Source organism: Nocardioides sp. InS609-2, assembly GCF_023208195.1.
Taxonomy (GTDB): Bacteria; Actinomycetota; Actinomycetes; order Propionibacteriales; family Nocardioidaceae; genus Nocardioides.
In genome coordinates this window covers 3,744,924-3,763,637 of record NZ_CP060034.1, presented here as the reverse complement: position 1 = coordinate 3,763,637, position 18,714 = coordinate 3,744,924, and the positions used below count along the sequence as shown (strand labels likewise).

At 71.1% G+C, this 18,714-nt stretch carries 20 protein-coding genes; 10 read left to right on the top strand and 10 right to left on the bottom strand.

The genetic code is table 11. From position 1 onward, the window contains the following. Positions 1 to 53 precede the first annotated feature (53 nt). The 4 genes from H4Q84_RS19440 to H4Q84_RS19425 all read right to left on the bottom strand — a co-directional run bounded on the left by H4Q84_RS19440 (position 54) and on the right by H4Q84_RS19425 (position 3,598). Entirely contained in the window at positions 54 to 1,109 is a 1,056-nt protein-coding gene (locus tag H4Q84_RS19440; RefSeq protein WP_248580722.1) for a hypothetical protein, read from the bottom strand. 138 nt (positions 1,110 to 1,247) lie between these two features. Continuing rightward, positions 1,248 to 2,057: a hydrogenase nickel incorporation protein HypB gene (hypB, locus tag H4Q84_RS19435; RefSeq protein WP_248580721.1), complete on the bottom strand. Its 810-nt coding sequence runs from the start codon at positions 2,055 to 2,057 to the stop codon at positions 1,248 to 1,250. 1 nt (position 2,058) lies between these two features. Then, positions 2,059 to 2,385, bottom strand: coding sequence for a hydrogenase maturation nickel metallochaperone HypA (locus H4Q84_RS19430; RefSeq protein ID WP_248580720.1), 327 nt, complete (start codon positions 2,383 to 2,385; stop codon positions 2,059 to 2,061). A gap of 121 nt (positions 2,386 to 2,506) precedes the next feature. Further along, positions 2,507 to 3,598 (bottom strand): glycosyltransferase, encoded by a 1,092-nt coding sequence (locus H4Q84_RS19425; RefSeq protein WP_248580719.1) that lies wholly within the window; start codon positions 3,596 to 3,598, stop codon positions 2,507 to 2,509. Positions 3,599 to 3,706: 108 nt separating this feature from the next. On the opposite strand from H4Q84_RS19425, the gene H4Q84_RS19420 reads away from it, so the two are divergent. From H4Q84_RS19420 to H4Q84_RS19405, 4 genes are all read left to right on the top strand, one after another. Then, positions 3,707 to 3,850, top strand: a complete 144-nt coding sequence (locus H4Q84_RS19420) for a hypothetical protein (RefSeq protein WP_248580718.1) — start codon at positions 3,707 to 3,709, stop codon at positions 3,848 to 3,850. A 1-nt stretch (position 3,851) separates the two neighbouring features. Beyond that, positions 3,852 to 4,718 (top strand): crotonase/enoyl-CoA hydratase family protein, encoded by an 867-nt coding sequence (locus tag H4Q84_RS19415; RefSeq protein WP_248580717.1) that lies wholly within the window; start codon positions 3,852 to 3,854, stop codon positions 4,716 to 4,718. Positions 4,719 to 4,780: 62 nt separating this feature from the next. Then, positions 4,781 to 5,293 carry a sigma-70 family RNA polymerase sigma factor gene (locus tag H4Q84_RS19410; RefSeq protein ID WP_282580270.1) on the top strand — a complete coding sequence of 171 codons (513 nt, stop codon included), beginning with the start codon at positions 4,781 to 4,783 and terminating at the stop codon, positions 5,291 to 5,293. Further along, entirely contained in the window at positions 5,290 to 5,991 is a 702-nt protein-coding gene (locus H4Q84_RS19405; protein ID WP_248580715.1) for a zf-HC2 domain-containing protein, read from the top strand. Before H4Q84_RS19410 ends, H4Q84_RS19405 begins: the two co-directional genes overlap by 4 nt. Here the strand turns inward: H4Q84_RS19405 and H4Q84_RS19400 are convergent. Both H4Q84_RS19400 and H4Q84_RS19395 read right to left on the bottom strand, forming a co-directional pair. Then, the gene (locus H4Q84_RS19400; RefSeq protein ID WP_248580714.1) at positions 5,938 to 6,345 is read right to left on the bottom strand and encodes a hypothetical protein; all 408 of its coding nucleotides are present in this window, start codon (positions 6,343 to 6,345) and stop codon (positions 5,938 to 5,940) included. The two genes, H4Q84_RS19405 and H4Q84_RS19400, sit on opposite strands and share 54 nt — an antisense overlap. 76 nt (positions 6,346 to 6,421) lie before the next feature. Continuing rightward, positions 6,422 to 8,752 (bottom strand): CDP-alcohol phosphatidyltransferase family protein, encoded by a 2,331-nt coding sequence (locus tag H4Q84_RS19395; RefSeq protein WP_248580713.1) that lies wholly within the window; start codon positions 8,750 to 8,752, stop codon positions 6,422 to 6,424. A gap of 95 nt (positions 8,753 to 8,847) precedes the next feature. On the opposite strand from H4Q84_RS19395, the gene H4Q84_RS19390 reads away from it, so the two are divergent. Genes H4Q84_RS19390 through H4Q84_RS19370 form a run of 5 tightly spaced genes read left to right on the top strand, consistent with a single transcriptional unit; the run spans position 8,848 to position 12,909 of the window. Next, a complete protein-coding gene (locus tag H4Q84_RS19390) occupies positions 8,848 to 9,828 on the top strand; it encodes a zinc-binding alcohol dehydrogenase (RefSeq protein ID WP_248580712.1) in 981 nt (326 codons plus the stop codon). Next, positions 9,825 to 10,229 carry a 6-carboxytetrahydropterin synthase gene (locus H4Q84_RS19385; RefSeq protein ID WP_248580711.1) on the top strand — a complete coding sequence of 135 codons (405 nt, stop codon included), beginning with the start codon at positions 9,825 to 9,827 and terminating at the stop codon, positions 10,227 to 10,229. The genes H4Q84_RS19390 and H4Q84_RS19385 overlap by 4 nt, the downstream gene beginning before the upstream one ends. Next, positions 10,226 to 11,266, top strand: a complete 1,041-nt coding sequence (locus H4Q84_RS19380; RefSeq protein ID WP_248580710.1) for a glycosyltransferase family 4 protein — start codon at positions 10,226 to 10,228, stop codon at positions 11,264 to 11,266. The genes H4Q84_RS19385 and H4Q84_RS19380 overlap by 4 nt, the downstream gene beginning before the upstream one ends. Further along, entirely contained in the window at positions 11,175 to 12,227 is a 1,053-nt protein-coding gene (locus H4Q84_RS19375; RefSeq protein ID WP_349238428.1) for a lysylphosphatidylglycerol synthase transmembrane domain-containing protein, read from the top strand. Before H4Q84_RS19380 ends, H4Q84_RS19375 begins: the two co-directional genes overlap by 92 nt. Beyond that, on the top strand, positions 12,220 to 12,909 hold the full coding sequence (locus H4Q84_RS19370; protein WP_248580708.1) for a dihydrofolate reductase family protein: 690 nt from the start codon (positions 12,220 to 12,222) through the stop codon (positions 12,907 to 12,909). The genes H4Q84_RS19375 and H4Q84_RS19370 overlap by 8 nt, the downstream gene beginning before the upstream one ends. A gap of 84 nt (positions 12,910 to 12,993) precedes the next feature. Here the strand turns inward: H4Q84_RS19370 and H4Q84_RS19365 are convergent, their stop codons facing one another. Together H4Q84_RS19365 and H4Q84_RS19360 are read right to left on the bottom strand one after the other, a co-directional pair. Further along, positions 12,994 to 13,647, bottom strand: a complete 654-nt coding sequence (locus H4Q84_RS19365) for a class I SAM-dependent methyltransferase (RefSeq protein WP_248580707.1) — start codon at positions 13,645 to 13,647, stop codon at positions 12,994 to 12,996. Between the two features lie 60 nt (positions 13,648 to 13,707). Next, complete coding sequence (locus H4Q84_RS19360) at positions 13,708 to 13,992, bottom strand: hypothetical protein (protein ID WP_248580706.1); 285 nt, start codon at positions 13,990 to 13,992, stop codon at positions 13,708 to 13,710. A 163-nt stretch (positions 13,993 to 14,155) separates the two neighbouring features. Here H4Q84_RS19360 and H4Q84_RS19355 point away from each other — a divergent pair, with 163 nt between their 5' ends. Further along, on the top strand, positions 14,156 to 15,616 hold the full coding sequence (locus tag H4Q84_RS19355) for an SGNH/GDSL hydrolase family protein (protein WP_248580705.1): 1,461 nt from the start codon (positions 14,156 to 14,158) through the stop codon (positions 15,614 to 15,616). Here the strand turns inward: H4Q84_RS19355 and H4Q84_RS19350 are convergent. After that, positions 15,613 to 15,831: a hypothetical protein gene (locus tag H4Q84_RS19350; RefSeq protein ID WP_248580704.1), complete on the bottom strand. Its 219-nt coding sequence runs from the start codon at positions 15,829 to 15,831 to the stop codon at positions 15,613 to 15,615. The two genes, H4Q84_RS19355 and H4Q84_RS19350, sit on opposite strands and share 4 nt — an antisense overlap. A 106-nt stretch (positions 15,832 to 15,937) precedes the next feature. Then, entirely contained in the window at positions 15,938 to 18,250 is a 2,313-nt protein-coding gene (lon, locus tag H4Q84_RS19345) for an endopeptidase La (protein WP_248580703.1), read from the bottom strand. Positions 18,251 to 18,714: the final 464 nt, after the last annotated feature.

Here is an 18,714-nt window from a genome sequence, read left to right as displayed (position 1 = left end):
GACGTCATCCCGCCGCCCTCTCGGTCGTGTGTGGTTGGGTGGAAGAGCGGGAGCTACCAGGTGCGCTTGGCGCCGGTCGTCAACTGCCTGCCGGGCTTGCGCCACTTGGGCTCCTTGTCCAGCGTCGCCGTGGTCACCTTGCGGAGCCGGCGCATCGTGTTGCCGTAGAGCCCGACCGTGGTCGTCGAGAGCTTGCCGCCCGGCGGCTCGTCCATGAAGGGCATGAACTTGTCGGGGAAGCCGGGCATCGTGCAGCCGATGCAGATGCCACCCACGTTGGGGCAGCCGCCCATGCCGTTCATCCAGCCGCGCTTGGGCACGTTGCACTTCACTGTGGGGCCCCAGCACCCGAGCTTGACGATGCATTTGGGTGAGCCGTACTCGGTCGCGAAGTCGCCCTGCTCGTAGTAGCCGGCCCGGTCGCAGCCCTCGTGCACGGTCTGCCCGAAGAGCCAGGTCGGTCGCAGTGCCTCGTCGAGCGGGATCATCGGCGCCTGCCCGGTGGCCATGTAGAGCAGATAGGTCAGCGTCTCCGCCATGTTGTCGGGCTGCGCCGGGCAACCCGGCACGCAGACGATGGGGATGTCGGCCTTCGACTTCCAGCCCCAGCCGAGGTAGTCGGGCACACCCATCGCGCCGGTGGGGTTGCCCTCCATGGCGTGGATCCCGCCGTACGTCGCGCAGGTGCCGACCGCGACGATCGCGGTGGCCTTCGGGGCCAGCCGGTCCAGCCACTCGCTGGTCGTCATCGGCTGCCCGGTGTCGGGGTTGTTGCCGAAGCCGCACCAGTAGCCCTCATCGTGCAGCTGCTCGTTGGGGATGGATCCCTCGACGACCAGCACGAACGGCTCGAGCTCACCGCGGTCGGCCTTGTGGAACCACTCGAGGAAGTCGTCCCGTCCGCCCTGCGGTCCGCACTCGAAGTCGATCAGCGGCCAGTGGACGGCGATCTGTGGCAGTCCCGGGAGGGCGCCGAGCGCGATCTCCTCGATGCTGGGCTGCGTCGCGGCCGTCAGCGAGACAGAGTCGCCGTCACAGCTGAGACCAGCATTGATCCACAGGACGTGGATGAGCGTTTCTTCCGCCTTCACTGCTTCGGCTGTGGGCATCTGCGCCGGCTCTCTGGGGGCCCGTGACGGTCCCCTCTTGGTTCGCAGGTCGTCATCTGTGTGACCTGTGTCACTCCCCCAACCATGACAGTCGACGGCGTAATGCTTGTCAAGGGAAACCCGAACCCTTACCTCATTTCAGGTCAGCCAGGTCAGCCAGGCATCGAGGTTCTCGCCGGTCTTCGCAGACACCGGGACCACCTGCACAAGGGGGTTCAGCTTCCGGGCGTCCACGGTCAGGCGCTCCATGTCGAAGTCGACGTACGGCAGCAGGTCGGTCTTGTTGATGACGACGAGGTCCGCGGCCGCGAACATGTGGGGGTACTTCAGCGGCTTGTCGTCGCCCTCGGTCACCGAGATCACGACGACCTTGCGCAGCTCCCCGAGGTCGAACAGGGCCGGGCAGACCAGGTTGCCGACGTTCTCGATGAACACGATGCTGTCGCGTTCCGGCCGCAGCTGCTCGAGTGCGCGGGACACCATGGTGGCGTCGAGGTGACAGCCCGCCCCGGTGTTCACCTGCACCGCCCGGGCGCCGGCCTTGCGGATCCGCTCGGCGTCGAAGAGCGTCTCCTGGTCGCCCTCGATCACGCTGACCGCCCGGTCCGTTGCGGCGATCGTGCGTTCGAGCAGGGTCGTCTTGCCTGCCCCGGGCGAGCTCATCAGGTTGAGCGCGGTGATGCGGCGTTCGGCCAGCCAGGCCCGGTTGCGCGCTGCCAGTCCGTCGTTCTTGGCCAGCACGGCGACCTCGAGCTCCAGGGTGTGGGTGCGCAGCTCGTCGTCCTGCTCGAGGTGCACGTGGTCGTGACTGTGGCTTTCGTCGTGGCTGTGGTTTTCGTCGTGCCCGTGGCCGTGGCCGTGGCCATGCCCGTGGCCGGCCGCGTCGCTCGCGGCGCCAGGCGTCGTCACGCGTACGTCGGCCTCGCCGCATCCGCAGGTGCTGCACATGTCACACCACTTCCACTGAAGTCACCTGGAGCTCGCGACCGGACAGCAGCTCGACGTCGGCGCTCCCGCAGTCGCACAGCAGGAACGCGTCGCGCATCGAGAAGTCGGTGTCGCAGTCGCGACAGTGCGCCAGCCCGGCCTGCTCCTCGATCTCGAGCGTCGCGCCCGCCAGGGCGGTGCCCGCGGCCGCGAGCTCGAAGCAGAACACCAGCGCATCCGGCACCACGCCCGACATCCGGCCCACCCGGAGGCGTACGACGCTCACCCGGCCGCCGGTGCGTTCGAGCACCGTCGACACCACGCTCTCCGCGATGGCCAGCTCGTGCATACGTCCCGCCTCTCGACGTCACCGTAGGCCCGGAGCCGTGACCTCGCAACGGCTGCCGGGCCGTCAGCGGATCCAGCGGACGGCAAGCGCACAGCCGACCGCGATGTGTCCTCGCTGCGCATCACGTCCTGCTGAACCGCTCCACGAGCACGTCGACCACCTCCGCGGGCGACGGCATGTGGGCGATCTCCGCCGCCACGGATCGTGCCCGGTCGGTGAACGAGTCCTCGGTCATCAACCTGGACACAGCCCAGGTGACCGACTCCGCATTCACCTCGCCCGGGGTCAGCACCAGCGCCGTACCCGACCGGGTTGCGCCGGCGGAGTTGCGGAACTGATCTGCCCCCAGTGGCATGCACAGCTGTGGCCGGCCGGCGGCCAGCGCGCCCAGGAACGTGCCCGAGCCCGCGTGGGACACCACCACGGAGCAGCGCTCCAGCACCTGCGGCTGGTCGACCCACTTCTCGACCTGCACGTTCGGCGGCAGCTCCCCCAGCGAGCTCGGGTCGCCATCGGGCCCGACCGCGACGAGGAGCCGGATCGGCAGGGCGGACAGTGCCGCGGCGACGGTGGGCAGGATCGGCGCGTGGTTCTGGACCGTGCCGAGGGTGAGGTAGACGAGCGGCGGTTCGTCGTCCGGCTGCTGGTCCGGGCCGCGCGTAACCGGTCGCAACGGCTGCACGGCAGGGATGTGGTCCGTCGCGACCGACTGCACCGACGACGGGCAGATGTCCAGATAGAGCGACGTGAAGCACCCGGCGTACGGCGCGGGGTCCTGCACGTAGGCGGCCCAGAGGGGGGCGACGCGCTCTCCTGCCGCGGCCATGATCTCGGCCGGGATCGCCCCGCCGAATGAATGCGTCACACTCGGCGTCCCCAGCACGGCACCGACCAGCGGCGAGGCCAGCTCACCTTGCTCATGGACCATCAGGTCGGGTCGCCACTCCTGCGCGAGCGGCAGCAGGTCCGCCGCCATGGGCGGCGTCAGCAGCTCGCCGAACAGACGGGGGTACATGAAGGCCGCACGCTCGGGCGGCGCGATCCCGGCCGCGGTCGCATGCAGCCGACCGACCGCCTCGAGGAACTCTGGTCCCGCCGCGCCTGCTGGTGCCGTGTCCAGGCCGGCGGCCGCGACGTGCCGGGTCGCGTGTGCGCTGGTGGCCCACAGCACCTCGTGACCGACCTCCCGGAGGGCCAGAGCAAGCGGGAGCATGGGAAAGATGTGTCCGTATCCGAAGGTCGACGAAAAGAGCACCCGCACGCGATCACCTTCCCTGAACCGTCCACCCTCACCGGTTGATGGGTTGGGTACGGTCCTGACATGGGAATTCTCCGCAAGATCGCTGTCGTTGGCATCGCCAAGAAGTTGTACGACGAGTCGCGCAAGCCCGAGAACCAGCGCCGCATCAACGAGGCGATGTCCTCGATCAAGGCTCGACGCGAGCGCTCGCGTCGCGCGCGCTGACGTGGCCTACGAGACGCTGACCTGGGACGTCGACGGCGACGGCATCGCCACCCTCACCCTCAGCCGGCCCGAGAGCCTCAACGCCTTCGACCTCACGATGGCACGCGAGCTGGAGCGGGTCTTCCTGACCGACGCCCGCGACGACGCGGTGCGCGCGGTCGTCGTGACCGGCGCCGGGCGGGCGTTCTGCGCTGGCATGGACCTCTCGGCCGAGGGCAATGTCTTCGGCCTGGACGAGACGGTCGTCCCGACGCCCGAGGACCTGCGCGCCCACCTCACCGAGGCGCCGTACGACGAGGGCGTGCGCGACACCGGCGGCCGTGTGACGCTCGCGATCCACGCTCTGCCGAAGCCCGTCATCGCGGCGATCAACGGGCCGGCGGTCGGCATCGGCGCCACCATGACGCTGGGGATGGACCTGCGACTCGCGTCGACGACGGCGAAGATCGGCTTCGTGTTCGGCCGGCTCGGCATCGTGCCCGAGGCCTGCTCCAGCTGGTTCCTGCCGCGCATCGTCGGCATCCAGCAGGCACTCGAGTGGATCTACTCCGCGGAGATTCTCAGCGCCGAGGCAGCCCTCGCCGGCCGGCTGGTCCGCTCGGTGCACGAACCCGGCGACCTGCTGCCCGCGGCGTACGAGCTGGCGCGGTCGTTCGTTGTCGGCCGCTCCCCTGTCGCGCTGGGGCTGGCCAAGCAGCTGCTCTACCGTAACGGCGCCGCAGCCGATCCGCTCGAGGCACACCTGTCGGACTCGCTCGCGATGTTCCTCACCTCGATCGGCGACGGCAAGGAAGGTGTGGCCGCGTTCCTCGAGAAGCGCGCACCGGAGTTCACCGGGCGCGCCTCCGAGCTGCCGAAGGTGTTCTGAGCTCCGCAGCAGGACACTTGAACCGGGACAACGCGCTGCCCGTGTCATGCGTAGGAGGTTCGATGCCGGAGAGCCCAGCCGTCGTGATGCGGCAGCTGCACGACGAGCACGCCGCTGCGCTGTGGGGCTTCTGCCTGCGCCTGACCGGTGGCAACCGCGCCCAGGCGGAGGACGTCGCGCAAGAGACCCTGCTCCGCGCCTGGCGCAACGCGGCGGTCCTCGAGAAGTCCCAGGGCTCGGTCCGGGCGTGGCTGTTCACGGTCGCCCGCAACATCGTGATCGACGAGTGGCGCACGAAGCGCTCGCAGAGCGAGCTCAGCGTGGCCGAGGTCCCCGACGTGGCCAGGACCGACGACCAGACCGACCAGCTGCTTCTCTCGTGGCTGGTGGCCGAGGCACTCACCAAGCTGTCCGCCGACCACCGTGCCGTACTGCTGGAGTGCTACTACCGCGGGCTCCCGGTGGCCGAAGCCGCGCAGCGCCTCGGCGTCCCGGAGGGCACCGTGAAGTCACGCACGCACTACGCGCTGCGCGCGCTACGGCTGGCTCTCGAGGAGATGGGGGTGGGTCCATGAACACCTCGATGAGCTGCGACTTCGCCCACCACGACGGGGCCTACGTCCTGGGCTCGCTGTCGCCGGCCGAGCGCTCGGAGTTCGAGCGCCACCTGGCCGGCTGCGAGGACTGCGCGCGAGCGGTGCGTGAGCTCGCCGGGCTGCCCGGCCTCCTGGCCAGGGTCTCGCCGGACGTGCTGGAGTCCGTCGGCGCCCCCGAGCCGGTGCCGCCGTCGCTGCTGCCCGCGCTGGTCAGTGAGACACGGCGCTCCCAGCGACGTCGTACGACGGTGCTCGTCGGTCTCGCCGCAGCCGCGGCGCTGGTCGTCGCAGGCGGCTCGGCAGTCGCACTCAATGTGTTCGACGAGGACCCCGTGCCGGCCGGCCAGTCGGCCCCGCCCAGCGGCACCCCTGGCGAGCCGATGACCTCGGTCGGCTCGGAGTCGGTGTCCGGGACCCTCGCCCTGACCAGCGTCGCGTGGGGCACCCGCCTCGACCTCGTGTGCACCTACGCCCCGGACCACGAGGCGACGTACGGCGCGACGTACGCCATGGTCGTCCGCACCCGCGACGGACGGGTCGAGCAGGTCGCCACCTGGATGGCCCTTCCCGGGAAGGCCATGCGGCTCCCGGGCGCGACGTCGGCGACGCTGGCCGACATCGCCTCAGTCGAGGTGCTGACCGCCGACGGGGAGCCCGTGCTGACGCTGACGGAGTGAGCGCAGGTAGCCCTCGGCACGAGCCGCCAGCAGCCCGGCGACGATCGCGACGACCTCCGAGACGGCCGCTGCCCAGGTGTAGATGCCGGACCAGGACGCGTTGACGCCGTACAGCCCGACGGTCGTGGAGATGATGAACGCCCCGAGGGTGGACACGCCGAACCCGACCACGAGCAGCAGCGGCGCCCAGTGCCGCCAGGTGAGCAGCAGGACAGCGATGACGAGGCCGGCGACCGCGTTGACCAGGAAGGCCGGACCGACGACATCGAGGTCGCGGGTGCCGTCGAACCACAGCTTCAGGTGCACGGCGCCCGAGACCAGAGCCGCTGCCGCCGCCAGTAGTCGCATGTTCATGACCAGCTCCGATCCACCACGGGCACCCCGGCCGTCGAGGGCTCCACCCGTTACACGTCCCCGGGGACGGCGAGGTTCACTGCGGGCGCCGGCCGAAGGCCGAGAAGAACCGGTCACGGAACGTGTCCATCCGCCAGACCGGGGCGTCCGGCCCGGGCAGCAGTCCGCCCTGCCAGTCCCATCCCGAGACCCGGCGCAGGACCGCCGGGTCCTGCGCGATCACACTGACCGGGACGTCGTGGCCGGCGTGGTCACCGCTGACGTAGGTGTGCGGCTGGTGGTCGCCGAGCACGACGAGCACGAGGTCCGGGTCGGGCTGCTGCTCCAGGAACGACACCAGTGTCTCCATCGAGTACTCGATGGACTCTCCGTAGACCCGGCGGACCGCATCGGGATCGCGGAACACGACGTCCGAGGGCTCCCCGCGCTCCGGCATCGCGTCGAAGACCGAGCCGTCGCCGACCTGGGCCCAGGGGACGAGGTGTGGGAGCGGCGTCCACGGGTGGTGGCTGGAGACCAGGTCGATCTCGGCCATGACAGGCACCCGGTCACCGGGCGCGAGCTCCCGACGTCGGAAGTGCTCGAGCGTGTACTGGTCCGGCATCGAGGCGTAGCCGAACTCAGGCCCCTGGTAGCCGACGTTGCGGGCGTCGTACAGCTGGTCGAAGCCGTAGAAGTCAGCGCCCTCCGGCCAGGCCTTCGTGTTCGCGGGGACGTCGGAGACCGTGCGCCATCCAGCTCTTCCGAACGCCTCGGTCAGGGTCAGCCGGTCGGTGTCCAGCAGCTGGTCGTAGCGCTGCTGGCTGTCGACCCACAGACCGGACTGCAGTGTCGAGTGGGCCAGCCAGCTGGCGGCTCCGAAGGTCGGTGACGTCAGGAAAGCGCTGCGCGAGGAGTAGCCCGCGGCACGCAGCCGTCGGGTCCCGTCCTCGAGTACGGCGTCGACGCCGGCGGAGAAGGACGAGTCCTGCACCGCGACCCGGCCATAGCTCTCGACGAAGACGAGCAGCACGTCCTTGCCACGCAGACCCTTGAGCAGCCGGTCGGCCGGGGCCCGGCTCATCCGGTCCGTCGCGATCTCGCCGGCGAACCTACGACGGTCGCGGAGGTCGGCACGGACCAGGCGCACCTGGTCGACGGCCAGGCCGGCGGCGCTGGTCGAGGCGACCCGGCCGGCCTGGCCGGCCTGGAGGCCGGCCGCCGCGCACAGGACCCAGACGATGCCGAGCGCGGTGAGCGCCCGCGTGGTCCCCCGGCGGTGCTCCGCCGCGACCCGGGTCAGCCGGATCGTCGCCAGTGGCAGCACCACCAGGAGCACCACCAGCAGGCCTGCGGCCGCGACCGCGGCGGCGATGGCGGCTGGCTGCCCCACCGAGTCGGCCAGGACGCCGATCCCGGGCCCGAAGTAGACCCAGTCGCTGACCGGGCTGAAGCGTCGGTCCAGCACCGCGAGGAATCCCGTGTCCAGCACCTTCACCACGACCAGGACCCCCAGCAGCAGCCCGAACGTCGACGCCACCCATCGACGCGGCCCGGCCGGCAGCACCAGGGCGAGCGCGACCAGCACGATGCCCTCCAGCGGCAGCCGGAGGAAGGCCCCGGGCGTCGCCTCCTCCGCGCGGTCCGGCAGCACCAGGGCGAGCCAGACCAGCCCCAGCGCGAGTGCCGTGACCGGGGCGCCGGTGAGAGCGCGTCGGGAGGCGGGGACCGGGACGGTGTCGCGGCGGTGCCGCCACTGCCACCAGACGTCCCTGCCGAACGACTCCGTCAGCAGGACGAGCGCGACGACGAGCGCGACCTGCGCCCACCGCCGGGGCATCACGTCCGCCGCTGCCACCGCCAGGACGACACCCTGCACGGCCGCGACCACCTTGGCCCAGTAGCGCGGTGGCGTGGGCCGGCGAAGCCACGAGAGGGCCCAGCCGGCCGCGACGTACAGGTATCTCATCGCCCCGATGGCGAGGACCCAGACGCCGACGGCCGGTGCGACGTACACGCTGAGGACGGCGATGAGGAAGGCGTCGACCTCCATGTCGAAGCGGGCACCGAGCTCGGTCACTGTCCCGGTCCGCCGGGCGACGCACCCGTCGACGACGTCCAACAGGAGGGCGACGACGGTGAGGGCGACCAGGGTGGTGACCGGCGCCGGCCGGAGCACGGAGTCCGCGGTGAGGGCCGCCACCGAGCAGGCGATCCCGGCGCGGACCAGCGTCACGCGCCCGGCCGGCCCGATCCCCTGGGCGCTGTGCCGCACGAGCGCCGCGCCGAGCGTTGCGCTGAGGACCGCGTCGCTGAGGGCACCGACTGCCCAGCCGACGGTGCTGAGGCCGACCGTGGCCGACAGGGTCCCGAGCAGCGCGAGCAGGCCGACGAACCCGAAAAGCGGTCCGGCTTGAACCCGATTCACCGCGCCTCCGTGTGTAGGGGTACGACGTTGACACGACCGCGGACCGTCTTCGGTTCATCCAGCCAGGTTCGTCCGATTCAGGGAGAGGGGCGCCGGTGGCAGCCGAGTCCGCGTTCTGGGTGGCCGAGCCGGGCCGCGGCGAGATCAGGCCAGCGCTGCTGTCCGAACCGAGAGCAGGCGAGGTTCTCGTCCGTACGACGAGGTCGGCGATCAGCCGCGGCACCGAGACGCTGGTGTTCCGGGGCGGCGTGCCCGTCGACCAGTACGACGTCATGCGCGCGCCGTTCCAGGAGGGCGACTTCCCGGGACCCCTCAAGTACGGCTACCTCAACGTCGGTGTGGTGGAGCAGGGGCCGCCGGACCTGCTTGGGCGCACGGTCTTCTGCCTGCACCCTCACCAGACGGCGTACGTCGTCCCGGCTACCGCCGTCACCGTCGTGCCCGACGGCGTACCTCCCGAGCGGGCGGTGCTCGCCGGGACCGCCGAGACCGCCGTGAATGCCCTGTGGGACGCGGCTCCCCTGCTCGGCGACCGGGTGGCGGTGGTGGGAGCTGGCATGGTCGGGTGCTGCGTGGCCCGGCTGCTGGCCGGTATCCCGGGCACTCGGGTGACCCTCGTCGACACCGACGCGGCGAGAGCAGTCACTGCGAAAGCGCTGGGGGTCGCGTTCGCCCACCCCGACGAAGCCCGGGGCGGCTGCGACCTCGTCGTACACGCCAGTGCGACGGCCGCCGGCCTCCAGACCTCGATCGACCTGCTCGGCCCGGAGGGCGAGGTCGTGGACCTCAGCTGGTACGGCGACACCCGGGTCGAGCTCTCGCTGGGCGGAGCCTTCCACGCGGGGCGACTGTCGATCCGTTCCAGCCAGGTGGGCTCGGTCGCACCCGCCCGACGGGCCCGCCGCTCCCCCGCCGACCGGCTGGCGCTGGCCCTGGACCTGCTGAAGGACCCGGCCTTCGACGCCCTGCTGACGGGCGTCTCGCCGTTCCACGAGCTGCCCGAGGTGATGGCCGGACTGGCCGACGGCACCCTGCCCGCGCTGTGCCACGGCATCACCTACGACGAAGGGAAATGACCGTGTTCCGAGTGACCGTCCGCGACCACATGATGGTGGCCCACAGCTTCCGTGGCGAGGTTTTCGGGCCCGCACAGCGGCTCCACGGCGCGACGTACGTCGTCGATGCGACCTTCGCGGCGACCGAGCTCGACGCCGACGGGATCGTTGTCGACATCGGGCTGGCGACCGAGCAGCTGCACGGCGTACTGGCCGACCTGAACTACCGCAACCTCGACGACGAGGAGGCGTTCGCCGGCACCAACACCTCGACCGAGGCGCTGGCCCGGGTGGTGGCCGACCGGCTCGCCGAGCGCGTGCACGCCGGCCACCTCGGACCCAGCGCCAGGGACGTCAGCGGGATCACGGTGACGCTGCACGAGTCTCACGTCGCGTGGGCGAGCTACGAGCGACGGCTTTGAGCGTCGTCCACGTCGTCGTGCCCGAAGGCATCGACGACCCACGACATCCGAGCGGCGGCAACGCCTACGACCGCCGGATCTGCCGGGAGCTGGCCACCCTGGGCTGGGTGGTCCACGAGTACGCCGTCGCCGGCGACTGGCCGACGCCGAGCCCCGACTCCCTGTCGACACTCGCACGAGTGCTGGCCTCGGTCCCTGATGGAGCCGTGGTGCTGCTGGACGGGCTGATCGCGTCGGCGGCGCCCGAGGCGGTGCTGCCCGAGGCGGATCGACTGCGGATGGTCGTCCTCCTCCACATGCCGCTCGGCGGCGCCCGCGAACGGGCCGTACTCCTCGCGGCGGCCGCCGTGGTGACCACGAGCAACTGGGCACGTCGCACCGTGCTCGACCAGCACGGCCTACCCGAGCAGAGCCTGCACGTCGCGGAGCCCGGCGCCGACGTGGCCGCGCCGACGCCCGGTTCGCAGAGCGGCGGGGAGTTGCTCTGCGTCGCCGCCGTCGTACCGGCCAAGGGCCACGACACGCTGCTCGACGCGCTGGCCCGGATCAGCCATCTGGACTGGCGCTGCAGGTGCGTGGGCGCGCTCGACCTCGATGCCGGGTTCGTCGGCCACGTGCGCGCCCGGGCTCGGGGGGCCGGGATCGCGGCGCGGGTGCTGTTCACCGGTCCCCTCACCGCATCGGAGCTCGGTGCGGTCCTCACCACGACGGACCTGGTGGTGACGGCCTCGCGCCGTGAGTCCTACGGCATGTCCGCGACCGAGGCCCTGGCCCGCGGGATCCCGGTGGTGGCGGGCGCGGTCGGCGGGCTGCCCGAGGCCCTCGGTCTTGCGAGCGACGGGTCCCTGCCCGGGTCGCTGTTCCCAGCCGAGGACCCGGTCGCCCTGGCCGAGCACCTGGCGCGATGGCTCGGCGACGCGGGGTTGCGAGACGAGCTCCGGAGGTCTGCGGCCGGGCGCCGCGCAACGCTGGGCGGCTGGACGCAGACAGCCCGGCAGGTGGCGGCGGTCCTGGCCGACTCGCGCGTCGCCTGTTGAACCACTCGGCGCTCCCGTCCGTGTCTCAGGCATCGCACCGCCGACGATCGGAGCCGCCATCAGCAGGACGCTCTGGATCTGGGCGCGCCTCCTCGGCGGTGCCGCGATCCTGGGCGCCCTCGTGTGGCGGCAGGGCACCGGCCCGTTCCTGGACGCCTTGCGTCTGCTGAGCCCGGAGGCGCTGCTGACGGCTCTGGTGGTCACCTCCGGCACCACGCTCTGCTGCGCCTGGCGGTGGAGTCTGATCGCCCGACGTCTCGGCTTCGACGTACCGGTCCGGACGGCGTTCGCGGCGTACTACCGGTCGCAGTTCCTCAACGCCACACTGCCCGGCGGAGTGCTGGGCGACGTGCACCGAGGGGTGAGCCACGGTGGTGAGACAGGCTTGATGGGCCGTGGGCTGCGGTCGGTCGCGTGGGACCGCGCCATCGGTCAGGCGGTGCAGGCGGTCGCCGCGCTGGGTGCGGTTGTCCTGCTGGTCCAGGCCGTGCGCACGCCGGTGGTGCTCGTGACGGTGGTCGGTCTCGGCATCCTCGTCATCGCGTGGTTCTCGCTTCCCCGCCGTGGCCGCCTGGTGCTGGCCGGGGACTTCCGGCTGCTCAGCGGCGTGTGGCCGAAGGCGGCGCTGGCCTCCGCGCTCGCCGCCCTCGGCCATGCCCTCGTCTTCGTGGTCGCCGCCCGGACCGCCGGGGTCACTGCCCCGCTCCCCCAGGTCGCGGCCCTGGCGCTCGTCGTACTCCTCGTGTCGGCCGTGCCGGTCGGCGTCGCCGGCTGGGGTCCCCGCGAAGGAGCCGCGGCGTGGGTCTTCGGCGCCGTGGGTCTGGGCGCCGCTACGGGCCTCACCGTGGCGGTGGTGTACGGCGTGATGGCGCTGGTCGCGACGCTGCCGGGTGCCGTCTTGCCCGTACGTCGCGGCGACCGGGCGCCGACGCAGCAGCTGGAGGACGCGGCGCATGGCTGACCGGCCGTACACCCTCCTCAGCTGCGGGATGTCGCTCGACGGCTACCTCGACAACGCGACCGACCAGCGGCTGCTGCTGTCCAACGACGCCGACTTCGACCGAGTGGACGAGGTCCGGGCTGGGTGTGACGCGATCCTGGTCGGGGCGACGACGGTTCGGAAGGACAACCCGCGACTGCTCGTCCGTGGGGCGCGACGTCGGGAGGCGCGACTGGCAACGGGTCGACCCGGCTCTCCGCTGAAGGTGACGATGACCAGGAAGGCCCGGCTGGACCCGGGCGCGAACTTCTTCACGACCGGCGACAGCACGAAGCTCGTCTACTGCCCGGCCGAGACGGTCGACCATGCCCGGGACCGGCTCGGCTCGGTCGCCACCGTCGTCGACGGCGGCCGCACGGTGCGGATGCGCGGGCTGAGCGAGGACCTGCACGAGCGCGGGGTGCGGCGGCTGTTGGTCGAGGGCGGCGGGACCGTGCACACCCAGTTCCTCACCGACGGTCTTGCCGACGAGCTGCAGCTCGTCATGGCTCCGTTCTTCGTGGGTGACTCGCACGCCCGGAGGTTCGTCGGCGACGGGATGTTCCCCTGGGGTCCCGAGCACCGCGCGACGCTGGTCGAGACCCGGACCATGGGCGACGTCGTACTGCTCCGCTATGCCCTGTCGGCCAGGTTCGAGAGCTGACGCCGTCTCGTCTCCCGTCGCGAGGAGGGTCGGCGTCCTGCGCAGGAAGAGGGAGAGCCCGGCGCACCACCCGGCTTGGTCCGGTCAGCGGTCCTTTCGCAGTACGAGCACGTTGTCAGCGAGAGTGCCCGTCTTTCCGTTGTGGCCGGTGGCCTCTCGATCCCGCCTGACGCACAGCTCCGTGTGCCACACGCGGCTGTCGAGGCCGATCTCGTCGAGCGTCTGCGCGGCGGTCGGGAACGACGCAGTCCCGTGCGTCGACCACGAAGGCGCCGACGCGTGGTCGATCACGACCAGCCGGCCGCCCGGTGTGATCGCGTCGGCCGACCTGCGCAGCACCGCAGGCCGGTCCATCGCGACGGGCGACTGGAAGTACGTCGCGGTGACGAGGTCGAACTGTCCTTCGGGGAACGTCGCCGTCAGGTCGTGCTGCTGCATCGACACCCTCTGTGTGAGACCCGCCTCGTCGACCGCGTCCGCCATCCGTCCCAGAGCGGTGGCGGAGACGTCGACCGCCGTCACCGTCCACCCGTTGGCGGCCAGCCACAGGCTGTCACCCCCGTGGCCGGCCCCGAGGTCGAGCACGCGGCCGGGCTCGGGAGCCAGCTCGGCGAGGACGTCGACGAGGGCCGCGTTGGGTCGGCGACCCCAGTCAAGGTCGAGGCCGCTGTAGTGGGCATCCCAGAACTCCGGGGTCGAGCTCGTGTTCCGATGTGTGTGCGAGCCTGCCTTGTCCATACCCCGAAGGAAACCCGGCCGAGTCTCCAACTGCAAGGAAGTTTGCGATATTGGCAAATCTCAGATCGCGGCGACAACGCCAGGGCAGGAGCGGGACCGAGCACGCGAGCCATGGAGACGAACCCATTCGACATCGCCTGCTGACTCGGCGACGTACGTCCTGCGCGTGGCCCAGCCGATGTACGCCGCCCAGATGGCCTCGCGATGGTCGTCGGCGTGCGCGTCCACCGGGATGCCGTAGTAGGAGGCGCGTGATTTCCGATGGACCTCCGCCACAACAGGCGCGTCGGCCACCGCTGCGATCCGTACGTCGGCATGGGTATGCACGAAGTGTGTGCCGGACACCCGACATGGGCCAGAGCTCGGTGACCTCCGTGGGCCATATCCAGACCGTCCGATCGACGCTAGCCTGCAGGCGTCGAAACACGACTCGGCGTGCCCCTCGGCCTAGGGATGGTGGGGACAGGTGCGGGCACCGGGCACCAGAGTCGCGCGTTGGGTCAGGTGGTTGTGCGCCGTCCCCTTGCTGGTCGTCCTCGGCGGTGGCGCCGCGCTCGTGTTCTACATCGTTGTGCTCTCCGACGGGACGACCGCGGCAGCCTCACCGTCGCCGACGGCTGATCCCGGAGCGCCGCTGATCGTCGCCGTCGGTGACAGCTTCATCTCGGGAGAGGGCGCGAAGACCTACCTCGCCGGCACGAACAACCCAGGGAACAGCTGCCACCGTGCCAACACCGGCTACCCCTATCTCGTGGCGACCGCCCGACAGGCGCGTCTGGTCAACGCTTCGTGCTCCGGCGCGCTCATCCGTGACTTCGAGGAACCGCAGTACCCCGACTCACCCGACACGACGTACGGCGGCCTGCCCCAGATGGAGGCCCTCGCAGCGCCTCGCATCACGCCCGACGGTCCCGTCGAGCCCGGCAGCATCGATGTCGTCCTGCTCAGCATCTCCGGCAACGACGCCGGCTTCGGCGAGGTCGTGAGGACCTGCCTCAACACGAACTGTCTGCGCTACGAGCCGGAGTGGATGGCGCGACTGGAGACGCTCCAGCCGCAGCTCGCGGCCTTCTACCCGAAGATCAAGGACGCGGCGCAGGGTGCCCGCGTCCTCGTCGTCCCCTACCCCGACCCGCTGGTCGTCGGCGACTGCGTGAGGGGGCTCTCGACCGCGGAGGCCGAGTTCCTGATCAACCGATTCCTGCCCAGGCTCAACCTGCTCATCACCTTCGCGGCTGAGCAGGCCGGCCTCGAGGTCGTGGACTCACAGGACGCGTTCGCGGGCGCGCGCAACTGCGAGCCGGGCGTCACCGCCGATGGTGCGGCCATGAACACCATCGACCTCGGTCGCGCCGGCAACGGTCCCGGTGATGTCGTCCGCGGCAGCTTCCACCCGCGCGAGCTGGGCCACCGGCTTCTCGCCAAGGTGGTGCTGGACCACCTCCAGCAACCACCGACGGCCGACCCGCTCGGGTGCCAGCCCTTCGGCTGCCCGCCCGGCCCCCCGCCCAATCCCCCGATCCCGCCTCCCGGAGGCGATCCCATCCAGTTCCCGCCCGGCATCGCGTGTGGTGGCGACATCCTGCAGAACGGCGAGCTCAAGACCGTTGCCGCCGATCAGGATGCTGTGGAGATCGCCGCCAGAGCGGACAGCACCGTGTGCTTCTCCTTCGCCGGCCAGCCCTGGCGTACGGCGCAGGCTGCCGGTGATGGCACGGCCCGAATCGATGTCGCCCAACTCGCGCGAGCCGAGGTCCCGACCCTGACGGTGATTCAGTCGACCACTCCCACGCAGTGGACCCGGGACCTCTACCTACCTCCTGCCGGCGTCAACCCCACCGACCCCGCGTGGTGGCAGCAGCTCTCCGGCCTTCTCCTCTCGGTCGTCCTCGCCGCCGTCGCTCTGGCGATCGCGCCGTACGTCGTCGAGTGGGTGCGCCGCCGTCGTCGCGGCCGGGTCCCTGCCTAGGCTTGTCGTACGCAGCTGACCGCTGCCCGGCACCACGACTGTCGCACCCGCGGAAGCGTCGTGACGTCCTCGGAGCGGTCGCCCTCAACGCTGAGTACGTCGGTGTCGACCCGCCGCGGCCGGCCCTTCGACCGGCCGCGGCGGCGCACTTCGGCAACATCTCGCTGGAGCTCTTCGGGCAACTGCACCGCGGCGTACTCGACTACGACGCCCACTTCACCCAGATCGTCGACCAGCTGGCCGCGGACCTCGGCCTGGCCCGAGGCTGCGGTTCAGGGGGCGGCGTGGACAGCCCCGAGTCGGCGGGAGGTGCGCGCCTGGTCACGCAGCGACGGCTGCCGCACCAGCCGGAGACAACGCGCCACGGACCACGTCGAGGACGTCGCCGACCACGTGCACGGTCAGCGCCTCCAGGACGTCAGCCGGTACGTCGTCCAGGTCCGGCTCGTTGCGGAGCGGGACGAAGACCTCCGTCAGCCCGTTGCGCTGGGCGGCGAGCAGCTTCTGCTTGAGCCCGCCGATGGGCAGCACCCGGCCGTTGAGGGTGACCTCCCCGGTCATGCCGACCTCGGACCGCACCGGGCGACCGGTGGCGAGCGAGGTCAGGGCGGTGACCATCGTGATGCCGGCCGACGGGCCGTCCTTGGGGGTCGCCCCGGCCGGCACGTGCACGTGGATCGCGCGGTCGAGGAGCGCCGGGTCGACACCGAGCTCCACCGCGTGCGATCGGACGAAGGTGAGAGCGATCTGCGCCGACTCCTTCATCACGTCGCCGAGCTGGCCGGTCAGGGTGAGCCCGGCCGGGCCGTCGTGCGCGGACGCCTCGATGAAGAGCACGTCCCCGCCGAGACCGGTCACGGCGAGACCCGTCGCGACACCGGGCACCGAGGTGCGCTCGTGCGCCTCCGGAGTGAACCGCGGCCGGCCGACCAGGTCCTTGAGGTCCGCCAGGTCGACGTCGACGCGTTCGGCGCCGGTCGCGAGACGGATCGCCGCCTTGCGCAGTGCCTTGGCGAGGAACCGCTCCATCTGCCGCACGCCCGCCTCGCGGGTGTAGTTGGCCGCGATCTCGCGCAGCGCCGCGTCGGAGACGGTCACCTCGTCGGCGGTCAGCGCGGCCCGCTCGAGCTGACGGGGCAGCAGGAAGTCGCGGGCGATGGCGACCTTGTCGTCCTCGGTGTAGCCGTCGAGGGTGACCAGCTCCATCCGGTCCAGCAGCGCCTGCGGGATCTGCTCGACCACGTTGGCGGTGGCGATGAACAGCACGTCGGAGAGGTCCAGGTCGAGCTCGAGGTAGTGGTCGCGGAACGTGTGGTTCTGCGCCGGGTCGAGCACCTCGAGCAGGGCGGCGGCCGGGTCGCCGCGGTAGTCGGCGCCCACCTTGTCGACCTCGTCGAGCAGCACGACCGGATTCATCGAACCGGCCTCCTTGATGGCCCGGACGATGCGGCCCGGGAGCGCCCCGACGTACGTCCTGCGGTGGCCTCGGATCTCGGCCTCGTCGCGCACGCCACCCAGGGCGACGCGGACGAACTTCCGGCCCAGCGCGTGGGCGACCGACTCGCCGAGCGAGGTCTTGCCGACTCCAGGAGGCCCGGCCAGCAGCACGACCGCGCCGGAGCCCCGGCCACCGACGACCTGGAGGCCGCGCTCGGCGCGTCGGGCGCGAACGGCGAGGTATTCCACGATCCGCTCCTTGACCTCGTCGAGGCCGTGGTGGTCGGCGTCGAGCACGGCGCGCGCCGCGACGACGTCCGTCGAGTCCTCCGTGGTGACGTGCCACGGCAGCTCGAGCACGGTGTCGAGCCAGGTCCGGATCCACGCGGTCTCCGGACTCTGGTCGCTCGAGCGTTCGAGCTTGTCGACCTCGCGAAGCAGGGCGACGCGTACGGCCTCCGGCACGTCCGCGGCCTGGACCCGGGCGCGGTAGTCGTCCGAGCCTTCGGGCTCGCCCTCGCCGAGCTCCTTGCGGATCGCGGCGAGCTGCTGGCGTAGCAGGAACTCGCGCTGGCTCCTCTCCATGCCCTCACGCACGTCCTCACCGATCTTGTCGGTGAGCTCGGACTCGGCGAGGTGGTCGCGGGTCCAGCCGATGAGGGTCTCGAGGCGCGACTCGACGTCGGGGTTCTCGAGGAGCTCGCGCTTGCGGTCCGCGGAGAGGTACGGCGCGTAGCCGGCGGCGTCCGCGATCGCGCTGGGGTCGGTCATCTGGTGGACCGAGTCGATGACCTGCCAGGCCTCGCGCCGCTGAAGTACGGCGACGACGAGGCGCTTGTACTCCTCGGCGAGCTCGCGGGCCCGGTCGGTGACGTGGTCCTCGATGGGCTCGACCTCGACCCAGAGGGCCGCGCCGGGGCCGGTGACGCCGCTGCCGATACGGCCACGCTGCTCGGCCTTGAGCACCGCGGCGGGGCCACCGCTGCTGAAGCGGCCGACGCGCTCGACGCTGGCGATCACCCCGTGCGACGCGTAGCGGTCCTCGAGCCTCGGCGCGACCAGGATGCGGCCGTCGCCGCTGGCGCGGGCCGCGTCGACCGCGGCTTGGGACGACTCGTCGAGCTCGAGCGACACCACCATGCCCGGGAGTACGACGAGGTCGGAGACGAACAGAACAGGAAGACGGGTCTGGGACATGGGAGTCCTCGCTCTCGGAAAAGCCTGAGTGGTCCTGACTCAACTTCCGAGGGCTGGGTGGTGTTCCGGCGAGGGGCCGTGTTCGTTGACAGCGAAATCCGCGGCGTGCGATTCGCGAGGAGGCCTGGCAGATGCGCCGCGGCGTCGTCGTACGCAACGACCGGCGGATCAGAATGTTTGCGTCGAGAACCAGTTGGCGCTCGGCAGCCACTACGCGTTCTTGGGGCGACGCATCTGCTTGAAGTCCTCGGGCACAGCGTCAGCCCGCGGCCACGTCGAGGTCGAGGAGCGCATCGAGCTTCGCGGCGGGGGATGAAGTAGCCGACCGTCTGCCCGTGCCGAGTCACGGCAACGGGAGCATCGGCCCGATGTAGTCCGCGAGCGGACCCGACTTCACGCGATTCCCACGAAGGCTCTCTGGCAACGTCGGCCGTTGTGCCAATGATTCTTGGGAAGCCTCGACC